The 22,270-nt window shown below is 61.3% G+C and carries 15 protein-coding genes; 7 read left to right on the top strand and 8 right to left on the bottom strand.

Going from position 1 to position 22,270, the window contains the following annotated elements; all coding sequences use genetic code 11:
- Positions 1 to 107 precede the first annotated feature (107 nt).
- On the top strand, positions 108 to 1,133 hold the full coding sequence (locus BREU_RS00075; RefSeq protein ID WP_044089448.1) for a LacI family DNA-binding transcriptional regulator: 1,026 nt from the start codon (positions 108 to 110) through the stop codon (positions 1,131 to 1,133).
- Here the strand turns inward: BREU_RS00075 and BREU_RS00070 are convergent, their stop codons facing one another.
- The 6 genes from BREU_RS00070 to BREU_RS00045 form a co-directional block, all read right to left on the bottom strand.
- Positions 1,134 to 1,937 (bottom strand): TraX family protein, encoded by an 804-nt coding sequence (locus tag BREU_RS00070; protein WP_044089451.1) that lies wholly within the window; start codon positions 1,935 to 1,937, stop codon positions 1,134 to 1,136.
- Positions 1,938 to 2,076: 139 nt separating this feature from the next.
- Entirely contained in the window at positions 2,077 to 3,054 is a 978-nt protein-coding gene (locus tag BREU_RS00065; RefSeq protein WP_052404681.1) for an HAD family hydrolase, read from the bottom strand.
- Positions 3,047 to 5,053, bottom strand: a complete 2,007-nt coding sequence (gene pulA / locus BREU_RS00060; RefSeq protein WP_052381956.1) for a type I pullulanase — start codon at positions 5,051 to 5,053, stop codon at positions 3,047 to 3,049. Before pulA ends, BREU_RS00065 begins: the two co-directional genes overlap by 8 nt.
- 56 nt (positions 5,054 to 5,109) lie before the next feature.
- The gene (locus BREU_RS00055; protein WP_044089452.1) at positions 5,110 to 6,036 is read right to left on the bottom strand and encodes a sugar ABC transporter permease; all 927 of its coding nucleotides are present in this window, start codon (positions 6,034 to 6,036) and stop codon (positions 5,110 to 5,112) included.
- Positions 6,033 to 7,433 (bottom strand): carbohydrate ABC transporter permease, encoded by a 1,401-nt coding sequence (locus tag BREU_RS00050; protein ID WP_044089453.1) that lies wholly within the window; start codon positions 7,431 to 7,433, stop codon positions 6,033 to 6,035. The genes BREU_RS00055 and BREU_RS00050 overlap by 4 nt, the downstream gene beginning before the upstream one ends.
- Before the next feature lie 22 nt (positions 7,434 to 7,455).
- A complete protein-coding gene (locus BREU_RS00045) occupies positions 7,456 to 8,700 on the bottom strand; it encodes an extracellular solute-binding protein (RefSeq protein WP_044089454.1) in 1,245 nt (414 codons plus the stop codon).
- A 360-nt stretch (positions 8,701 to 9,060) separates the two neighbouring features.
- Here BREU_RS00045 and BREU_RS00040 point away from each other — a divergent pair, with 360 nt between their 5' ends.
- From BREU_RS00040 to BREU_RS00015, 6 genes are all read left to right on the top strand, one after another.
- Positions 9,061 to 10,947 (top strand): alpha-amylase family glycosyl hydrolase, encoded by a 1,887-nt coding sequence (locus BREU_RS00040; protein ID WP_044089455.1) that lies wholly within the window; start codon positions 9,061 to 9,063, stop codon positions 10,945 to 10,947.
- A gap of 174 nt (positions 10,948 to 11,121) precedes the next feature.
- On the top strand, positions 11,122 to 13,359 hold the full coding sequence (malQ, locus tag BREU_RS00035) for a 4-alpha-glucanotransferase (protein WP_044089458.1): 2,238 nt from the start codon (positions 11,122 to 11,124) through the stop codon (positions 13,357 to 13,359).
- Positions 13,360 to 13,491: 132 nt separating this feature from the next.
- A complete protein-coding gene (locus BREU_RS00030; protein WP_044089460.1) occupies positions 13,492 to 14,526 on the top strand; it encodes a LacI family DNA-binding transcriptional regulator in 1,035 nt (344 codons plus the stop codon).
- A gap of 159 nt (positions 14,527 to 14,685) precedes the next feature.
- Positions 14,686 to 16,500 (top strand): glycoside hydrolase family 13 protein, encoded by a 1,815-nt coding sequence (locus BREU_RS00025; protein WP_044089461.1) that lies wholly within the window; start codon positions 14,686 to 14,688, stop codon positions 16,498 to 16,500.
- Positions 16,501 to 16,706: 206 nt separating this feature from the next.
- A complete protein-coding gene (locus BREU_RS00020; RefSeq protein ID WP_044089462.1) occupies positions 16,707 to 17,735 on the top strand; it encodes a helix-turn-helix domain-containing protein in 1,029 nt (342 codons plus the stop codon).
- Complete coding sequence (locus BREU_RS00015; protein WP_044089463.1) at positions 17,732 to 18,517, top strand: hypothetical protein; 786 nt, start codon at positions 17,732 to 17,734, stop codon at positions 18,515 to 18,517. The genes BREU_RS00020 and BREU_RS00015 overlap by 4 nt, the downstream gene beginning before the upstream one ends.
- A 302-nt stretch (positions 18,518 to 18,819) precedes the next feature.
- On the opposite strand, the gene ilvC (BREU_RS00010) is transcribed toward BREU_RS00015, so the two are convergent.
- Together ilvC (BREU_RS00010) and ilvC (BREU_RS00005) are read right to left on the bottom strand one after the other, a co-directional pair.
- The gene (gene ilvC / locus BREU_RS00010; protein ID WP_269147446.1) at positions 18,820 to 19,962 is read right to left on the bottom strand and encodes a ketol-acid reductoisomerase; all 1,143 of its coding nucleotides are present in this window, start codon (positions 19,960 to 19,962) and stop codon (positions 18,820 to 18,822) included.
- A gap of 769 nt (positions 19,963 to 20,731) precedes the next feature.
- Positions 20,732 to 21,784 carry a ketol-acid reductoisomerase gene (ilvC, locus tag BREU_RS00005; RefSeq protein WP_044089467.1) on the bottom strand — a complete coding sequence of 351 codons (1,053 nt, stop codon included), beginning with the start codon at positions 21,782 to 21,784 and terminating at the stop codon, positions 20,732 to 20,734.
- Between the last annotated feature and the right edge of the window lie 486 nt (positions 21,785 to 22,270).

The following is a 22,270-nucleotide window of genomic DNA, read 5'->3' as shown; positions in this document are numbered from 1 at the left end:
GCTAACGTTTGCAGTATATGATACAAATGATTACACATCGTGGATGGCGCAACCCGTTAGGGGGATTACGTGGCATAGCCGATACCACGAATTGCACGAGGAGGAACATGGGCAAGGCAGACATCTACCAAGTAGCCAAGGAGGCCGGAGTCTCCATTTCTACAGTGTCGCGCGCCTTCACCCGCCCGGAACTCGTCTCGGCGAAGACCCGCCGCAAGGTGCTGGATGTGGCCGATAAGCTCGATTTCAACATCTTCCGCTCTGCCACCGCCCTAAAGTCCGGACAGACCTACCGTGTGGCGATGCTGATGAATGAGGAGATCACCAGCTGGTTCAATACGCAAACGTTCGCGGGCATCGAATCGGTGATGCATCCGGCCGGCTATGACATCTCGCTGTTCCAGCACATCGATACCGCCGCAAACCGTCATGAGTTCTTCACCGACCTGCCGATTCGCCGCAATGTCGATGCCGTTTTCGTGGCCTCGTTCGCTATCGATCCGCACGAGGTCGAGCAGCTGCAGCGCATTCATGTGCCGATCATCGGCATCAATACGCCGTCTTCCGAAGGCTTTGACGCCACCATCAGCATCGACGACGAAAAAGGCATGTACACGGCCGCGCAGCATCTCATCAACCTCGGTCACAAGCACATCGTCTACCCCTGTTCCGAGGCCGCCGGGCTGGATTCCTCGATTGACGCACGCGCACAGGGCTTCATCAACGCCTGCAAGGACGCCGAAGGCAAGCACGACATCAATTGGGAAGTGCTCTCCGTGCCGCGCGGCACGGCCTTCGCCGACTCCGCATTATCCGCGCTGCTGGCGATGGATGAGTTCCCGGACGCAATCTGCTGCCAGATGGATATGATGGCGATTCCGCTGGTGCTCAAGCTGGAGCGTTACGGCCACCGCACGCCGCGCGATTATTCGATTGTCGGCTTTGACGACAGCCCCTATGCCGACACCATCAACTTGACGACCATGCGTCAGGATCCGTATGCGATGGGCCGCGCAGCTGCCAATAAGGCGTTGACGCTCATCAGTGGCAAGACGCTCTATGACCCGCACGAGGTGCTCGAGGCACAGCTAGTGCCGCGCAGCACCGATATTCCATTCGGGGAAATGGCGTAACTAGGCCAGCGCGCCGATAATCAAAAGCACTGGATAGACCGCGTACCAGGCCCACTTGGTCCAAGACTGCTTGAACCCGACTTCGTCATTGCGGTAGTGCAGGAAGGCCACACCAATACCGGGCGTAATGCACATCACGGCACCCAGCAGCCCGGCGGTGAACATCATCGTATTTTCACGCGCGTTCAGGAAGTAGAACACCAGCACAAACAGCAGCGTCAGCACACCGGTATGCATAATCCGCTGATCCACGCCCACGCGCAGCAGCAACGCCCACAGCAGTCCGGCCAGAATGACCACAATGGTCAGCAGCCAACGCACCGCAGCCGCACCACCTCGCCGAGCACCGGACCACGGGCGCAGACTCTCCCCGCCGTACTGGTATGCAATCCAATCCACCAGCATGAGCACGACCAGGGCGATGACCAAGCCATACACCGGGTTCTGCGCGCTCAAGTCGAATGGCTTGCCGGTCATAATCAAGTCGTACGGCACATCGCTGACCACCGCGACGATGAACAGACGGAGCACATATTTTCCAATGCTGCCCGTATGCCGGTAGCCGTCGAACAGCAGCCATGAGTAGATGGGGATGGCGCACCATGAAGCCGCCGTGCACGCCACCACCACGGTCAGTGCAGCCATGTCCTGAGTCGGGTCGCCCAACATGGCCGGCAGGACCGAGACGCCGGCCACGCCCAATGCCATGAATAGGGCGCCGATCATCTTGAGACGGAATACGGACAGGCCCTTGCGGCGGCGCTTCTCACCACGCCGCTGCTTTGCCATCTCCACTTCGTTCATAAGGTTGCGCCTTCCTGTTCTGGCTCCCCTCTGAAGAGGGGGAGCTGGCTCGCGCAGCAAGACTGAGGGGAGCCTATGTGTCAGGCAAACTCCCCTCAGTCACCTACGGCGACAACTCCCCTCAGAGAGGGGAGCCAAGCTATATATTCAAGTATCCCAATAATCCAGCATAATCGGGGCCGGTCAGCGAGCGCACGGCGTGCTGGCTGGTTTGCGGATCGCCGGTCGGGGAGATCTCGGTGCGCATATAGACGCCATCGATGCCCGCGCCAGCCGCGCCCATAATGTCCGAACGTTCGTCGTTGCCCACCATCAGCACCCTGCAGGGGGCCACACCCTCGGCCTGCGCGGCACGGCGGAATATGGCGGGAGATGGTTTGCGCACGCCGATTTCACTGGAGATAACAATCCGGTCGAACGCATATTCCAAGCCCAACATCGCCAGCTCCGGCCGCGTATAGCAGGATTGCGCGTTGCTGACGAGCACAACGCGCAACCCCACGGATCGCAATCGCGCCAGCAATTCCAGCGCGCCCGGGTAGAGGCGCAGCATACTGGTGCTGGCCTGTCGAAACGTCCAAGCCAACGCCCGGGCCATATCCATCCGGCTTTCCCGAACGGCAGCGTTCCCCTCAAGCGAAGTCTGCGCGGCGGCTTGGGAATCGCGGCATATCACGTCATCGCACTCTCTGAACCTCGCCAATACGGCGTCGGCCCGGCTGGCAAGATCGGCCAATGCCGCATCCCGACAACCCATCAGTCCGGCGAACACCGGCAGCAGATCAGGTTCGGCGTGTGCGCCATGAGCGGCGAAGGCCGCCGCGCGAATCGGCTCGGCCAACGTTTCGAACCGGGCCCTCAGCGAAGCATTGCCCGGATACGGCACCCCGTATTCCGCCAGAGCGGCGCGCAGCGCGCCCCATGCCGCGGTCGACTCCTCATCGGTGCGAATGTCCACCAAAGTGCCGTAGAGGTCGAAGAAAATCGCGTCATACGACAAGCCCCGCCGGCGTGGGCTATCGGCAGCATGACCAGCGGTGACCCCTCGTTCATTGATCACGTTCAGTATGCTGTTCGACAGCCCCCACCGGCGGGAGCAAGCTTCATATTCACCCACGATTGCGCCGCCAGATAGTGAAGGTGTGGGACGGCAGGGGCAATCGCCGGTTCTCGACTTCGCCTGGCATCTCGTCACCGGAGCAATAGATGCAGGCCCATTCGTCGGGAGCGATTTTCGACACTTCGCCGTACGGGCCGGGCATCTCCAGATCGGTGGCCAGCTGAGTCCGCGGCTCGCCGGTCGGGTTGATGGCCACGCAATCGTCGCCGACGCGGAACACCACGGTCTCGTCGTCGCGCGGCACGATCATGCGAGCGCCGCCGAAGTAGGCCGGGTTGCCGCGCCGCAGTTGGATCAGCGCGGCGTAATGGTCGACCAAATCGCCCATGCGTTGCGCCCGGCGCCAATCCAGCTGGTTCAACGCGGCTGGACTGCTGAACGAATCGGAGACGCCGTGCTTGGTGCGGGCGAATTCCTCGCCGGACAGCATGAACGGCACACCGGCGGAGGCGAATACGATGCCGGCCGCCAGTCGGTTGGCGCGCATCAGGTCCCCGCACGCCTCGCCTTCGGCCGAATAGTCCGTATCGGTGGGGATGCGGCGCATGGCCGCGCACAGCTTGTCCCACAATGTCAGGTCGTCGTGGGCGGAAACGTATTGGATGACCTGCCCCACGCTGGCGGTCTCGCGCAAGGTGCCGCGCCAGCCGTCTTCAGCATGACGGATGTCGTCAGCGTAATCGGCGGCCGCGCCGGTCAGGTAGCCGGGCACCCACTGGTAGAACACATGGCCGCGCACCGCGTCACGGGTGGAGTCGCAGAACGCGCCGATGCGCGGGCTCAGGTAGGGCATGCCGCGCTTGTCGGCCAGAATCGTGCCGGGCACCAGCGCGGTTTCGCGGGCCGCCCACGGTTCGCCGTGCATGGAAATCGTAGCGCCGCCAGGCAGCTGGTCGAGCGCAGTACGCACGGCGTTCATCGTGTCCACGTCAATCAGGCCCATGAGGTCGAATCGGAAGCCGTCGATATGGTATTCGCGCGCCCAGTAGACCGCGGAATCGACGATATACTTGCGCATCATCGGGTGTTCGGTGGCCACGTCGTTGGTGCAGGCCGAGCCGTCGGCGAAGGTGCCGTCGGCGCGGCGGCGCAGCGCGTAGCCAGGAATCATACGTTCGAACCAGTTGTCGGTGGAGAACATGTGGTTGTAGACCACGTCCATGATCACCTTGATGCCGGCATTATGCAGCGACTGGATCATCTGTTTGCATTCGCGGATGCGTACGGCGCCGTCATACGGATTGGTGCTGTACGAGCCTTCGGGAACGTTGTAGTTGAGCGGATCGTAGCCCCAGTTGAAGCCGTGGGCGGGGTCGGTGCGTGGGATCGATTCATCGATGGAACCGTAGTCGTAGAACGGCATGAGCTGCACGGCGGTGATGCCAAGCCGTTTGAGGTAGGCCATGCAGGTGGGGAACTCGCCGGCACCGTCCACGCTGGTGTCCGGGTGGGTGAAGGCCAGATAGGTGCCGCGATGCTCTTCCGGAATGCCGCTGTGTTCGTCGTTGCTGAAGTCGCCGATGTGGGTTTCCCAAATCACCAGGTCGCGGCTGGGGATGTGCGGGCGACGGTCCTCGGCCCAGCCTGCCGGGTTGGTTTGGTCGAGGTCGACGACCATGCTGCGCCGGCCGTTCACGCCGGCCGCGCGGGCCCACGGGTCGGCGGTGCGATTGACGGTGCCGTCCGCGAATCGGACCAGATAGTCGTAGTAAGTGCCGTGGCCGATGCCGTCGCAGCGCACCAGCCAAGTGCCGTCCGCGCCCGGAGTGAGGTCGGCCTGCGTTTCAGGCTCGGGAGCCGTCTCCGGCGATCCAGCCGTGAACAGGCGCAGGGTGACACCGCTGGCCGTGGGCGCCCAGACGCGGAAGGTGGTGCCTTTGGCATCCGGGAACGCACCGAGGTCGTCATCCTGATAGACAGGATAATCGGGGCAAGGCATCGCCAGTTCGGCTGGCGTCCAATCGGCTACCGCCAACGCGGAGATCTGCTGTTCCATGGGGATCCTTTCTTTCTTTTCTTGGCTCCCCTCTCTGAGGGGGAGCCAAGAAACCGTCAGCCCTTGACCGCGCCAGACATCGACTCCTGGTAGAAGCGCTGCATGACGATGAACAGGATGGCGATCGGGACCGAGATGATTACCGCGGCGGCGGCGAAGCGGGCGAACCAATCGTTGAGATACTCACGGCTGAGCATCTGGTAGAGGCCGAGCGCCACGGTGTAGTTATCCTGCGTGCGGGCGATGGCCTTGGCCATCACGAAGTCGAGCCACGGGCCCAAGAACGAGGTGAGGGCCTGATAGACGAGCATTGGCTTGCACACCGGGATGATGATCTTGGTGAACACCTGCCAGCGAGTGCATCCGTCAAGGTAGGCGGCCTCGTCAAGCGACATCGGAATCGTGTCCATGTAGCCCTTCATCACGTAGAAGCCCGCGCCGGCACCAGCCGAGTAGACGAGAATCAACGCCACGGTGACGCCCACGCCCTGGGTCAGGCCCAACGACTTCAGAATGAAGTAGATCACTACCACGGACATGATGCCCGGGAACATGCCCAGCACCAGCACGATGTTCATGAACGACTTGCGGAAACGGAAGCGCATGCGACTCATGCAGAACGCTACGCACAGTACGAAGAACACGCTGATCAGGCACACCACGATGGAAATCACCAGCGTATGCATGAACATGCGCGGGAAGTTCAGGATGTGGGTGTCGGTGAATAGCTTGGTGTAGTTGTCCAGCGTGTACTCGGTGGGGAAGAAGGTCTCGTTGTAGGGGCCGGGATTCTTGTTGAAGCTCTCCAGCACCACCCACACAATCGGAATCACCCAGATCACCGCAAGCACGGCGAGCAACAGATGGCTTAGGACATCGCCCACGATGCGGCGCTTGCGTTGGTCATGCCAGAACGGATTGCTGGCGGACTCAGGGGTTGCGATGTCGGTACGAGGGGTCGCGGTCTGCGCGTTGCTGCTCATCGGAATCCTCCTTCATTCTTGTAGGAAGCGCTGCTGCGGTAGGTAATCAGGGAGACCACTGCCAAGGTGACGAACGTGAAGATGCCGATGACGGCACCCAGGTTGTAGTCGCCACGGTCCACCGTGAGCTTGTACAGCCAGGTGATAAGCAGGTCGGTCTTGCCAGCCGTATCTCCCACCGGAGTCGGGTTGCCGCCGGACAGCAGATATATGACGTTGAAGTTGTTCACATTGCCGGTGAACGTGGTGATCAGGTACGGGGTGAGCACGAAGACCAGGTAGGGCATCGTGATGCGGGTGAATGTCTGCCACCAGTTCGCGCCGTCAATGGTGGCGGCCTCGTACTGTTCGGCGGGGATGTTCTGCAGGATGCCGGTGATCTGCATGATGGTGAACGGGATGCCGATCCACAGGTTGACGACGAGCACGGTCACGCGGGCCCACATGGTGTCGGTGAAGAACGGCAGCGGGCTGTCGACCCACCCCCAAGACATCAGCAGGCGGTTGATGGCACCTTCCGGCTGGAGCATCTGGTTAATGACCAGCAGCGAGACGAACTGCGGCACGGCGATCGACAGCGAGAACACCGCACGCCAGAAGCCCTTGAGTCGGGTGGTACGACGATTGATGATCATCGCGAGGAACAGGCCTAGGAAGAAGTTCAGGAACGTCGCGAAGAACGCCCAAATCAGGGTCCAGGCCAACACACTGCCAAACTGGGCGGCATTGATCTCGCCGGTGGCGCTGAACAGCTGGGTGAAGTTCTTGAAGCCGACCCAGTCGAACAGCAGCACGTGATCGGAATCGTAGTTGGTGAACGCGATGCACATCATAATCAGCGTCGGCAGGACGGTGAATACAAGGATGCCGGCCACCGGCAACGCCATGAACGTGACCTGCGCGTTGCGATCGGTGACGTTCTTCAGGTCTTCGATGAAGGTCGGCGCCTTGCCGGTCTCTCGGGCGAGCACCTGTGCCTTGTACGCGCTGCGCACGGCATACGACCAGAACACAAGGAACAGTACGGTGATGAACACGGCGGCCACACCATAGACCATCAGCAGCACCGAATTGTCACCGGCATCATAATGCCAATAACCATCGATCTTCTGTTTGGTCTGGGTGCGGGAGCCGAGCGAGCCCAGCATTGCGAGCGCCGGCCCGCCAGCCGTCACCATGTAGGCGATATACGCCACTTCGATGGCCAGGAACACCAGTCCCTTGGCCACCTGCTTACGGGCCAGGTTGCCTGCGCCCAATACCAGGAACGACAGTCGGGTCAGGGCATCGCCTTGGGTGGCCGCCGCGCGCAACGTGTAGCGCGACGGGGGAATGTAGTCCGCCTTGCGGCGGCGTGGTGCGCGCTTCGCTGCGCGCGGCATGGCTGTGGTTTCCATGATTGGTCTTTCTTCTCGCGTTCTACAGGAGGCTCTGGTATGAGGCCATCCACTGCTCGGTGAGTTTGGCCGAGTTGGCGTGGGTGACTTCCTTGTTGTAGATGGAATTGCCGAAGTTCTCACACGGCACCCAGAAGTTATTCATCTCGGCGATGGATGGTTGCACCACGGACGTCTCGGCGATGGTGTCTATCTGGGCCTGTGCCACGGCATCCTTCTCGATGGCCGGATCGGAGGCAAGCTCGCTGTCCGAGGGAATCACCGAACGCATCTTATAGTGCTTGCGCTGTGATTCGGTGCCGGACAGGAAGGCCGCGAACTGGTCGGCGGCCACCGGATGCTTGGTGTACGGGTTCCAGCCGTAGACGGTGGAACCGGCGAAGGCCTTCATCTGCACTTGCTTGCCGTTGAGCGTGAAGCTGGGCAGCTTGGCCACGCCCCAGTCGTCGCCGAGATTCTCACGGACCGTGGCGGCGTCCCAGTTGCCGGTGAAGACCACGTCGACCTTGCCGCTTTTCAGACCAGCCAGGCCGGAGCCGTTCTTGTCGTTGACGAAGTTCGGGTTGTTGCGCAAGTCGACGAGGTAATCGGTGACGGCGGCGCCGATTGCACCGCCGAACTGCACGCCCGACTTGGCGTCGGTGCCGTCTTTGCCGAACAGTGTGCCGCCGGCACCGATATAGAAGGCGGGCAGATACCAGGAGTTGGTCAGCGGGAATGAGACCTTGCCCTTGGCGAGCATGGCGTCCAGCGAGGTGATGTCCTGCTCGGTGAACTTGCTTTTGCGGTAGTACATGAACCAGGTGTTGCCGGCCAGCGGCACACCGTAGACGTTGCCGTCCTCGCCGGTGACGGTCTGTAGCATCGTGGCGTTGCCTTTGGTCTGCTTGGCGAGCTGTTTCATCGTCGGGTCGCTCACTTGGCCGATGGCGCCGGCATCGAGCAGGGTGCCCAGCTGGTCGCTGGCGAACGTGTAAACATCTGCGGCTACGGTCGGATCCTGCTTGGCTATGCCGGCGGCGTCTGCCGAGGCCACGTTCTGGTTTTTCCACGTGATGCTGTATTCGGGGTGCTGCTGTTCGAATGCGGCCTCCATGGTCTGCAGCCACGAATCCGTGTTGGCTTGGTCCTCCTGGGAGGCCCACACCACAAGCGTGATGCGCTCCGCGTCTCCGCCCGCGCTTGCGGACCCGCAGGCGGACAGGCCCGTGACGAACAGCGCACAGGCGGAAATCGCCGCCAGGGCTTTCTTCCATCGTGCCATCATCGTTGATTTTCCTTTCTTCGGACGCCGACTTCAGTATCGGCTCCTGCCACGCACACCCTTGGGTACTACGTTTCCGTTTTCGGCCCGACACAGGGGAATCGCGGAAGATTGGGGATGCGTCGTTGTTGCTTGAGTTCAGTGTAACTGAAATTGCGAACGTATGCAAGCCAATTGCAATCAGCCATAATTGCAGAGTCTTAAATCCTTGATATTTCAACGTTTACCCCGCGTTTCTCCAGATTGACAGCGTTCGCAATCATGCAGTATCATTAAGCAACATCCCACAAGAATCTGTAAGAACAACCGTTATTCGGACCCGGCAGAGAAGCCAGACCCATCACACCTGAAGGAAGGACCACGATGACGCAACATCCCCAGACTTACCCCAAGCCGGCCTGGCTGGAAAACGCCCGATTCTACGAGGTCTACCCGCAATCGTTCGCCGACTCGAATGGCGACGGCATCGGCGACATTCCCGGCATCACCGGCAAACTCGACTACATCGCCGCTTTGGGGTGCAACGCGCTGTGGATCAACCCCTGTTTCGACTCGCCGTTCAAGGACGCCGGCTATGACGTGCGCGACTATACACAAGTCGCGCCGCGTTACGGCACCAATGACGACCTGATCGTGCTGTTCGAAGCCGCCCACCAGCGCGACATGCACGTGCTGCTCGACCTGGTCCCCGGCCACACCAGCGAAGAACACCACTGGTTCCAAGCCAGCTCCCGCCCGAACCCTGCCGAGCGCACTATTGTCGCCCCCTCTGATGGGCCGAGCCGTAAAGAAAACACCGGAGGTGTTTTTAGGCGAGGGCTCGACGACAGTCGAGCAGAAAAACAGGCCGAAGGCTCCGTAATTGCAGGACGGGCGGTCGGCGAAGCCGACTGGGGGAGAGACCAGCCCACTAACGTCTCCAACCGCTACATCTGGACCGACTCCTGGATCGCCGGCGGCGACGGTCTGCCCTTCATCGGCGGCGAGACTGAGCGAGACGGCACCTACATCCTCAACTTCTTCAAATGCCAGCCGGCCCTCAATTACGGCTTCGCACACCCGCACCAGGCATGGCAGAAACCGGCGCTCGGCCCGGATGCCCTGGCCACGTGCGACGCGATGGTCGACATCATGCGCTTCTGGCTGGCCCGCGGCGCGGACGGCTTCCGCGTGGACATGGCCGACAGCCTCGTCAAGCACGACGACGCCGGCAAGCCATACACAATCCGCACCTGGCAGTACATGTTCTCGAAAATCCGCCCTGAATTCCCCGAGGCGGCGTTTGTCGCCGAATGGGGCCGACCGAATGAATCGATGCAGGCCGGGTTCGACATGGACTTCTACCTCGACTGGCGCTGGGACGGCCACCCGAATGGCTACAACCTGCTGCTGCGCAATACTGATACGCCTATGGAACACGAAGGCGATTCCAGTTATTTCAACGCCGATTCGGGTGCCTCAATCGCCCCATTCCTCGCGGAATACCTACCACAGCTCACCGATTGCCGCGCGGCGGGCGGCCATTTCAACCTCATCTCCTGCAACCACGACACCTTGCGCACGGCCCAGCGCCTCACCGAACGCGAGCTCAAGGTGGCGTACGGCATGCTGCTGACCATGCCCGGATGCCCGTTCCTCTACTACGGCGACGAAATCGGCATGCGCTACCGCGCGCTGCCCACCAAGGAGGGCGGCTACGTGCGTACCGGCAGCCGTACACCGATGCAATGGGCGTCCGACACGCCAAATCTCGGCTTCTCCACGGCCCCGGCGGATGCGCTGTATCTGCCGACCGATCCAGCCGACGATGCGCCGACGGTGACCGGCGAGGCTTCGCGGCCGCGTTCGCTGTTCAACTGGATCCGCTCGGTGCTGGCGTTGCGCGCCGCCCAGCCGGCGTTGACCGCCGACGCAGGATTCAGCGTGGTCGCCGCGCCCGCGGACGGCCGCGCGTTCGCCTATCTGCGGACAGCCGAGCCGAGCGTCAGCACCGCACACTCCACTAAACGTGCGGACGCCGTAGATCACACGGACCCAGTCAATGGTCTCAAGGCCGCCTCCGGCAGCACCGGCGACGGCACGGCGGCCAGACCTCTCCTCATCGCCATGAATCCGGGCCGCCACAGCGAAACCGTGGACCTGCCGAACGCGCTCTCCCCCGATGCCACCATGCTGCTCAGCCTCGGCGAACCGGTCGTGGGCGACGGGCAGCTGACGCTCTCCCCGCAGTCGTTCGCCGTGCTCGGATAGCCTGCCAGCCACCCAACTCACCGACCATATTGCAATCGTTGTCAATATGAGTTACGGTAAAGACAGAACAGCTCGAACATTGGTCTGTCAGATTGCCGGAACCTCAACGCAGAGCGGCCCTCGAACAGCAATGCAAACGACTAGCAGTACCCGATTTGCAAGCAAGGAGTCATCATGACCGACGCGTACGGCAACGACGCAGCGACCAGCACCGGCACCATCGCAGACACCACCAACGACGCCGCTTCCGGTGCCCCGCAGCGTACGGAAAGCGCGGAACGACTCGCCCGTCCGCTGGTCAAGCTGGCCAAAGCCTGCGGGCTTTCCACCTCGTTCATCGACCAGCTCGGCACCTACACCGAAATCAGCGACGAGGCCTTGGTCGCCGTGCTCAAGGCCCTCGACGTGGACGCATCCAGCGACGAGGCCATCGCACGCTCCATGACCCAACTTGAGGTGGAAAACAGCAAACGTTTGCTCCCCTCCACCATCGTCGCCACCACCGGCAAACCGACCGGCATCACCCTGAACTGCTCATCGGACGCGGACATCACCGCCTCCATCGAGCTGGAGGACGGCACCGCGTTTGGCCACTTTGCCCTGCTGCCGAACTTCAATTCCGGCAAGCCGGACTTGACCATCGCCCCCGATTTGCCGATGGGCTACCACACACTGACCGTCACGGTGGACGGGTGCGAGGGCAAGGCGGCCATCATCGCCGCCCCCGCGCGCATTCCCGTGCCGGAGGCGGTCGCCGAGCACCAGCGGTGGGGCTGGATGACGCAGATGTATTCCGTGCGGTCCCGCGAATCGTGGGGCATCGGCGATTACAGCGACCTGAAGCTGCTGCTGGCGGACGCGGCCGACAAGTCCAAGGCCGACTTCATGCTCATCAACCCGATTCACGCCGGCGCGCCGATTCCGCCGCTCGAGCCGTCGCCGTATCTACCGGAATCGCGCCGATTCCTCAACGTGACGTACATCCGGCCGCAGGATATCCCCGAATATGCCACACTGCCGGCCGACGTGCGAGCGCAGGTGGATGCGCTGCATGATTCGGTGGCCGCGCGCAACGACGAATCGACCCCGATGGACATCAACGCGGCGTGGGAGGCCAAGCGCCCGGCGCTGCGCCTGATCTTCGAAGCGGGCCGCAACAACAAGCGCGAGCTGGAGTTCGAGCATTTCAAGGCCACGGCCGGCCCAGACCTCGATTCCTTCGCCACCTGGTGCCTGTGCTTCGAGGTATGGGGCGCGCCGTGGGGCGAGAACCGTTGGTTCTTCGAGAAGACCATCGACGACCCGGCCGTGCGCCAGCTCGTCGAGGAGCACCACGACCTGTTCGAGTTCAACCGCTGGCTGCAGTGGATTGCCGCCGAGCAGGTGAACGCCGCGCAGCAGGAGGCGCTGGACCACGGCATGACACAGGGTCTGATGCAAGACATGGCCGTGGGCGTGCACGGGCTCGGCGCGGATGCCTGGGCCAATCCGGAACGCTTCGCCTCCGGCGGCGTCACAGTCGGCTGCCCGCCGGACTTCTATAACCAGCAGGGCCAGGATTGGGGCCAGCCGCCGTTCAGCCCACGCTATCTGGAGGCCACCGGCTACCAGGTGTACCGCGAGATGGTGCATTCGATGTACGAGCACGCGGGCGCGGTGCGCATCGACCATGTGCTGGGCCTGTTCCGCCTGTGGTGGATTCCGCAGGGGCTCGGCGCCCTCAACGGCGCATACGTAACGTACAACCACGAAGCGATGCTGGGAGTACTGGCCATCGAAGCCACGCGCGCCGGAGGCATGGTGGTTGGCGAGGATCTGGGCACCGTGCCGGATTACGTGCGCCGCATTCTGGCAGATCACGGCGTACTCGGCACTGACGTGGAATGGTTCAACCGCGTGGACGATTCGCCGAACGCCGGCGACCCGTACCGCGCACCCGAGGACTACCGCAAGCAGGCATTGGCCTCGGTGACCACGCACGATCTGCCACCCACCGCCGGTTACCTGAACTTCGAACACGTCAAGCTGCGCGAGGAGCTGCATCTCCTGAGCGAGCCGGTGGAGGCGTTCGCCGCCTCGGCGATGGCCGAACGCACGGCCATGATGAACCGTCTGGTGGAGAACGGCTATATCTCGCAGACCGTGGCGGATGATGTGGAAGGCCATGTGCAGGAGATCGTGGAGGCGATGCACGCCATGCTCACCGATACGCCGTCGCTGCTGCTGCAGGCAGCGTTGGTGGACGGCGTGGGCGAATGCCGTTCCCAGAATCAGCCGGGCACTTCCAGCGAGTATTCGAACTGGCGCGTGCCGCTGGCGGACAGCTCAGGCCACGTGGTGCATACCGACGAGGTCTTCGACCTGCCACGCGTGCAGTCCCTAGCCGCCGTGATGCGCCGAGAGAAGCGGTGATCGATTCCGGCAACGGGAAATTGGTCTAAATCAGCCCCTCGTAATCGAGATAGCCGAAGACGGCGACTTGTTATGGGCATGTTATCGTTGTCATGACAATGATTGTTCGCGACGGTAAAGGAGCGACGGCATATGACCAAGGCAAGCATTCAGGCAGTGGCCCGCGAGGCCGGCGTTTCCGTATCCACGGTGTCCCGGACCTTCGCCAAGCCGGATCTGGTGCTTCCCGAGACTCGAGACCGAGTGATGGCCGCGGCCGAAAAGCTCGACTACTCAGTCTCACGCTCGGCCGCCGCCCTAAAATCCGGCCAATCGTTCCGTATCGCACTACTTGCCAGCGAGACCATCGCCAGTTGGTTCAATTCGAACATCTTCGCCGGTCTTGACTCGGCGCTGCGCCCCTCCGGCTACGACACTGTGCCCTACCCCATGCGCAACGCCGCCGAGCGCCACGACTTCTTTGCGGATTTGCCCGTGCGGCGCAATGCGGATGCGGTGATTGTCAGCTCCTTCGACATCGAACCGGCTGAAGTGGAGCGACTGAAGCATATGCACGTGCCGATTGTCGGCATCAACATCCCCTCCACCGATGGGTTCGACGCAGGCGTGAGCATTGATGATTACGCCGCCACACGTTCGGCTATCGAGCACCTGATTGCACTCGGTCACCGGCATATCGCGTTCGTCGGCAGCGCACCGACCGAAACCAATATGCGCTACAGTGCCGAGGCTCGTTTGCAGGGCGTCATTGATGCCGCTGCCGCCCATCCGGGGATCGAGCTAACGCCCCTGAGCATTCAACGCGGTCTTGGCGAAAGCAACGCGGCATTGAACGCCGTACTGAACGCCTCCCCCAGCATCACCGCCTTCTGTTTTGAGGATGATGAAATGGCCGCGCCCGTGCTGTATCGCCTGCGTCAATACGGGCGGCGGGTACCTCAGGACATTTCCATCATCGGCTTCGACGATTCCACCCTGTCCGCCGCCGTGGGACTGACCACGCTGCATCAGGACCCGTTCGCAATGGGCGCGACTGCCGGGCACATGGTATTGGATGCCATTGCCGGCAAGTCAATCGAACCGGCATTCGTACGGCCGGGCACTCCGCTAATACTGCGCGAAACCACCGCGCCGCCTGCCGCGACAGCAGCGCCCGCGCAGGCGTGACCACGTTACCACCGCAAAACGCCGATAAATCGATTTTTGCATGCGTAATTCACATGATATCGTTGTCATCATCAATACAACGGTTGGGTCTTCACACAGCAGTTCGGGCGCGACCGGAACAACCCAACCACAACGCACCCGGAACAGGAGGGAATCGGCATGACCGCAAATAACCTCAATGACGACTGGTGGAAGCAGGCCGTCGTCTACCAGATCTACCCGCGCAGCTTCAAGGACGTTAACGGCGACGGCATCGGCGACATCGCCGGCGTCACCGAGAAGATGGACTACCTGAAGAGCCTCGGCGTGGACGCCATCTGGCTCTCCCCGTTCTACCCCTCCGATCTGGCGGACGGCGGCTACGACGTGATCGACTACCGCAACGTCGACCCGCGGCTGGGCACCATGGACGACTTCGACGCGATGGCCAAAGCCGCGCACGAGGCCGGCATCAAGGTGATCGTGGACATCGTGCCCAATCACACCGCCGACAAGCACGTGTTCTTCCAGGAGGCCCTCGCCGCCGAGCCTGGCTCCCCGGCGCGCGACCGCTACATCTTCCGCGACGGCCGCGGCGACCATGGCGAACTGCCCCCGAACGACTGGCAATCCTTCTTCGGCGGCCCGGCCTGGGCGCGCGTGGCCGACGGCCAGTGGTATCTGCACCTGTTCGATAAGGCGCAGCCGGACGTCAACTGGAAGAATCCGGACATCCACGAGGAGTTCAAGAAGACCCTGCGTTTCTGGTCCGACCACGGCACCGACGGCTTCCGCATCGACGTGGCGCACGGCCTGGCCAAGGACCTCGAATCCAAGCCGTTGGAAGAGCTCGGCCGCGAATACAGCGTGGTCGGCGTGCTGAATCATGACTTCAGCCACCCGCTGTTCGACCGTCGCGAGGTGCACGATATCTACCGCGAATGGCGCAAGGTGTTCAACGAGTACAACCCGCCGCGCTTTGCCGTGGCCGAGGCGTGGGTGGTGCCCGAGCACCAGCACCTGTACGCTTCGATGGACGAGCTGGGCCAGTCCTTCAACTTCGATTTCGCCCAAGCCAGCTGGTATGCCGACGAGTTCCGCGAGGCCATCGCCGCCGGACTCAAGGCGGCGGCCGAAACCGGCGGTTCCACCACCACGTGGGTCATGAACAATCACGACGTGCCGCGCAGCCCCTCCCGTTACGGCCTGCCGCAGATCAAGGGCGCGCCCTACCACCAGCTGCCGCACGACTGGCTGCTGCGCAACGGCACTACCTATCCCGAGAATCGCGAGCTTGGCACTCGCCGCGCCCGCGCCGCCGCTTTGATGGAGCTCGGCCTGCCCGGCGCCGCCTATATCTATCAGGGCGAGGAGCTGGGCCTGTTTGAGGTGGCCGATATTCCGTGGGATCACTTGGAGGATCCGACTGCTTTCCACACTGCTCAGGCCACGATGGACAAGGGCCGCGACGGCTGCCGCGTGCCGCTGCCGTGGACCGCCGCCGATGAGCCGGCCTTGGCCGATTTCAGCCGTCCGACTCCGGCCGATGACGGTACCGGCGAGAACCATGTGCCGCTGTGCGCCGCCGGCCAGTTCGGCACGGGCGCTTCCTTCGGCTTCTCGCCGGCTACGCGCGCTGAGGGCGTGACGCCGGCCGCCGACCCGCACCTGCCGCAACCGCTGTGGTTCAAGGATTACGCGGTGGACGTGGAGCAAGCCGACCCGGACTCGATGCTCGCGCTGTATCGCGCCGCACTGGCGATTCGCCAGGAGTCGCTGACCGCCACGCGCGACACCACGGCCGAGCAGGTGGACATGGGCGACGATGTGGTGGCGTACACCCGCGCGGCGGTTGGCGGGCGGGTGTTCACCTCAATCACCAACTTCGGCAATGCCCCGGTCGCGCTGCCCGATGGCTCCGTGGTGCTGGCGTCCGGCCCGCTGACCCCCGAAGGCCAGCTCCCCACCGACACTTCTGCGTGGGTTGTTCAGTAGAGCTTTTGCGAGCTTACCCGACGCCAGTCATCCATCTTCTCCGGATGCTGGCGTCGTCCTTTTTCCCGGCTAAGCTGTCTCCATTTCGGGGATGACTGCCCTTTCTTTCCATTCGCGACATGCCAACCCCGAAATACTTAATAATATTCTATATACTTAACAAGAGATGTGAATCTTGCAGATTTTCGTTAAGGATTGAGGTCGACATGGATGCCGAGCATTACATTCGCGAGACACTTGGTCTGCCCTGCCAAATCACTTCTTGGGATGGCACTGCCTCACTGCCGCTATTTCTGGCCAACGGACGGACATTCAGCAAACTCACCATCGACAACACGAGCATGCTAATCGCGAGCGGAGAGGCTCACCCATTCAGCATCACACGCGTCACCGCCGACGCCAGCAGGCTTGAGCAGCGGACGGATCTGCCCATTGTCTTTCAGTTTCCCCGGCTTTCTGCATACCAGCGAAAAGCCCTGATTCAGAATCACGTTCCTTTCATCGTGCCCGGTACCCAACTGTATATCCCTTCACTGGGCATGGTGTTCACCCAGCGCATCTCCTCACGGCCGCTGGAGAACGCACAGGATATCGAGGTGCGACCCTTCTCCCCCGCAACACAGCTGGTCTGGTTGTATTTGCTCTACTCCAACGAGAGCAAAGTCCAATCAGATATTGCCCGAGCGCTTCAGTTTACCGAAGCTCAGGTCAGCGTTGCCGTGACGCTGTTAGAACAGCTGGCATTCGTGCACCGCACCAAGCAAGGCCGCAGCAATAGCGTCGAACTACTGACTTCAAGGCAGACCAGCCGACTTGATTTACTGAAATCATCTTGGCATCTCCTGAAGTCACCAATATTCAGCAAATATACCGTCACGAATCGCAATCGCCAGATGATTGCCGACGAGCTGATTCCGGCCGGCGAATTTGCTCTTTCGCGCAGGACGCAACTGGCCACCCCAAAACTGCGAATCTATGCCGTTGAACGTCATTGGCTCAAGCAGCACAACAAGGAACTATGCATTATCGACCCCGCTTTGGAAAAGGTGCCAGATAATGCATATATTCTGGAGCTGTGGAGGTACGATCCCCGCCTACTTGCTCAATATACGCAGGAAGACTACCTTGCCGACCCCATTTCCACGGCCCTGACTCTTGGCGAGATTGCCGACGAACGTTTGGAAGACGCCATACAAGAATCCATCCGCAATACTTTCTCAGGAGCGACAATATGACACAAGGCCTGCAGCTCATCAGAACGGCCTTTGCCGGCTACGAAGATTCTTACGTAATCATCGGCGGCACCGCTTGTGACATCATCATGACCGACAACGAACTGGACTTCCGAGCCACCAAAGATATTGACATGGTGCTGATTGCCGAGGGACATCTTCGCGAGTTTGCACAACGATTGTGGTCTTTCATTCGCGATGGCGGATACACCTCTATCACGAAGAACTCCGCACAGCCTCACCTGTACCGCTTCATGCACCCCAGTACGTACGGGTATCCCACTATGATCGAGCTATTTTCACGTCACCCTGACTTCCCTATTGTGCCGAACTCGTTCCTGACGCCATTGCATATTGCAAACGACGTTTCCAGCCTGTCAGCCATCATGCTGAACGACAGCTACTATCGGCTACTGCAGCAAGGCCGCGAATCAATACAAGGCATCAGCGTGCTTAACGAGAAATATCTCATTCCTTTCAAGGCGAAAGCATGGTTGGATCTCAACGCCCGAGAACAACATGGCGAGCACGTAGACGGAAAAGATCTCAAGAAGCATAAATATGATGTATTCCGTTTGGCTCAACTACTTGCTCCAGAGGATCGCGTGTCTCTCAACGACGAGGCCTACCATGATCTCGCTGATTTTCTTGGGAAAATATCCCATGAAACGCTTCCGATAAAGCAGCTCGGCATACGGGGAACACAGCAAGACATCATTGATTTGATAGCCGGCGTATATCAACTGTCTATCCCACCACGCGATGAACTGCCCACCGCGCGATGAATCTTCTACCACGATGTCAGCGTAATTTTGTATTCCGCGGAATAAAGCCGTTTTGCGTCACCACGTGGTGGGTAGTTTGCTACGTCGTGGGGATTTTACTACGTGGCGGAGGTTTGACTATATGGTGGGGCCATGCGAAAGGCCGCCGCTCCGAATGAATCGGAGCGGCGGCCTTTTGGTATGCACTGGGGACCACCCTCAGGCGCTTATGCGCCAGCGTACTGCAAACACGGATAGCCTGAAGGCTGCGATTGCCGACTCGCTGTCCGTGCGCACCTCACCCGAGGGGAGCCAAGGAAGAATCACTGAACCTGGGCGCGGGCGATCTTGCCGGTGAAGGAGTTGGCCTCGTCGGCATCCTTGACGCCATCCTTGTTCCAGGAGAACATGGCGCGCAGCTTCGGGCCGACGGTCTCGATGCGCTCGTTGGAGTACTTCTCCTGCAGTTCCTTGAAGTGCGGGGCGCCGGCATCCTGATCGTCGATGAACTCCTTGGCGAAGGAGCCGTCCTGGATGCGCTGCAGGTGGTATTCCATGCGCTTGCGGCAGTCCTCGTTGATGACGGTGTTGACGTAGTCGCCGTACTGGGCGGTGTCGGAGCAGGACCAACGAGCCTTGTTCAGGCCGCCCTCGTTCATCAGATCGACGAGCATCTTGAGCTCGTGGCAGACCTCGAAGTAGGCGATCTCCGGCTGGTAGCCGGCGTCGGTCAGGACTTCGAAGCCCATCTCGACGAGCTTGTTCACGCCACCCATGAGCACGTTCTGCTCGCCGAAGAGATCGGTCTCGGTCTCTTCCTTGAAGGTGGTCTTGATGGCACCGGCGCGCAGAGCACCGAGGGCCTTGGCGTAGGCCAGGGTCAGAGCCCAACCATCGCCACGCGGATCCTGCTCGACGGCCACGACGACCGGCACGCCACGGCCAGCGGCGTACTCACGACGAACGATGTGGCCCGGGCCCTTCGGGGCAACCATGAACACCGGGTGATCCTCGGACGGCTTGATGTAGCCGTAGTGGATGTTGAAGCCGTGAGCGAAGGCGACGGCGGCACCCGGCTTGATGTTGGGCTCGATGTCGTTGGCCCAGATGGTGCGCTGGTACTGGTCGGGGGCCAGAATCATAATCACGTCGGCTTCGGCGGAAGCTTCGGCCACGGACTTGACCTCGAGGCCCTGCTCCTTGGCGAAGTCGACCGACTTGGAGGTCGGACGCAGGCCGACGACCACGTCGACACCGGAATCGCGCAGGTTCAGCGCGTGGGCGTGGCCCTGGGAGCCGTAACCGATGATAGCGACCTTCTTGCCATCGAGGACGGAGAGGTCACCGTCGTTCTCATACCAGATTTGTGCAGCCATGTAAGCACTCCTTGTACTACTGACGCGCCGGCCGGGTTCACGGCCGGTACGCGGTTGTGTTGTGGTGGTTGCGCGTATGCGGTTGTGCATAGATGCGCGTTTGGCGTCCGGGCCTGACCCGGACTGTCTCAAGCGTGGCGGGTGTCGCCTTGTGGGCGCGACTCGCAAAACTGAGGTCTATCCTATCGGGAATCCGTTGGTTTCCTGCCGCCGTCCCACAACGTGAGCTGAATCACGAAACGACTTTCGCGCGGTTATGGACACTGTCTTATAGTCCGGACGATTCGCGGACGATTCGCGCTAGAACAATACGAGACTCCGTGCCACGCCAGTGCGTAATACGAGAAAATGCAGCCGCGTGGCACGGCACCTTATCGCGCGCAACGCAAATTAGCCAAAATATGCGCCGCACCAGCGCAATAAGGGGCGATTCTGCGCTGGTGTGGCACACTCCCGTGCCACACCAGCGCAGAAAGACCGAAATTGCACCGCCATGGCACGGAGAAAATGAGCCATCGCATTGTTACTCAGACAGGGGGTCCGGCGTCGCATAATGTGCGCAGGCACAGCCAGCCGCGGCTCCAACACGCACTACGCAGCCGCGTCCGCCGATACGAAAAATACGAAAAAGCCGCCATCCCATTGCGGGATGACGGCTTTTCATTGCAATCGCGCTAGTGTCCCGTCAGAGCTTCGTTGACAACATGACTACCCCTCAGCCCCGTTTTCGCGGGACAGCTCCCCTGACAAGGGGAGCCGGGAAATACAGTCAACGGTTTTCTGGCGCATCACGCAAGCGCATCACGCTAACGCATCACAACACTAGGCGATAGCAGACTCGCGGCTTACGCAGTCAGGCTCACTGAACCTGGGTACGAGCGATCTTGCCGTTGAAGGACTCGGCCTCGTCCTGATCCTTGGCCTCGGCGTTGTTCCAGGAGAACATGGCGCGCAGCTTCGGGCCGACGGTCTCGAGGTGCGGGTGGGAGTACTCCTCCTGCAGCTTCTTGAACTTCGGGGCGCCAGCGGCCTGGTCGTCCATGAACTCCTTGGCGAAGGAGCCGTCCTGAATGCGCTTGAGCTGGTACTGCATGCGCTTCTTGGTCTCCTCGGTGATGACCGTAGAGGTGTAGTCGCCGTACTGGGCGGTGTCGGAGCAGGACCAACGGGCCTTGTTCAGGCCGCCCTCGTTGGCGAGGTCGACCAGCATCTTCAGCTCGTGGAACACCTCGAAGTAGGCGATCTCCGGCTGGTAGCCAGCCTCGGTCAGCACGTCGAAGCCCATGTCGCACAGGTGGTTGATGCCACCCATGAGGACATCCTGCTCACCGAACAGATCGGTCTCGGTCTCCTCGGTGAAGGTGGTCTTGATGGCGCCGGCGCGCAGAGCGCCCAGAGCCTTGGCGTAAGCCAGGCACAGCGGCCAGGTCTTGCCGTCCGGGTCCTGCTCGACAGCGACCACGACCGGGACGCCACGGCCAGCGGCGTACTCACGACGCACGATGTGGCCCGGGCCCTTCGGGGCAACCATGAACACCGGGTGATCCTCGGAAGGCTTGATGTAGCCGTAGTGGATGTTGAAGCCGTGGGCGAAGGCCAGGGCGGCGCCCGGCTTCAGGTTCGGCTCAACGTCCTTCTTGTAGACGGCGGCCTGGTACTGATCAGGCAGAAGGATCATGACGACGTCGGCCTCAGCGACGGCTTCCGGGACGGACTTGACTTCCAGGCCCTGCTCCTTGGCGAACTCCACGGACTTGGAGGTAGGACGCAGGCCGACGACCACGTCGACACCGGAATCACGCAGGTTCAGCGCGTGAGCGTGACCCTGAGAGCCGTAGCCCAGGATGGCGACCTTCTTGCCATCGAACACGGACAGATCGGCGTCCTTCTCGTACCAGATAGTTGCTGCCATTTTTGGCGCTCCTTTATATCTATTGTTGATTTATGGGTTGAGTATCAATGTGTTCTGCTGTGTTGCAGAACCCTACGCGGTTTTTCCTTGTGGGCTTTTCCGAGAGATAGGTTTAGTCCTGCACCCTCGGGAAAGCCGCATAAGGGTTCACTACGTGGGATGAATTTTCAGTTATGGATTTTCAGTTATGAAAGACGGTTATGAATGCGGGAATCACTGCGCAGCGGCGGCGATTCTCTCCCCCCCCCCCAGTCAGCTCCGCTGACAGCCCGTCCTGCAATAAGGGACGCGCTACGCGCGGCAGTCTGCTGACTCGCCTGTCGGCTCGCACGTTGCCTACAAACAGCTCCACTGTTTGCTTCACGGCAACGTCCCGTCAGAAGGGGCCGGTGCGGGCGACAGTCGGCTCCCCTTGTCAGGGGAGCTGGCCCGCGAAGCGGGACTGAGGGGTAGTCGTCAGAGGGATAGTCGCCCTAATTTGGTCTC

Source organism: Bifidobacterium reuteri DSM 23975 (assembly GCF_000741695.1).
Taxonomy (GTDB): domain Bacteria; phylum Actinomycetota; class Actinomycetes; order Actinomycetales; family Bifidobacteriaceae; genus Bifidobacterium; species Bifidobacterium reuteri.
This window is presented reverse-complemented; position numbering and strand designations above follow the sequence as displayed.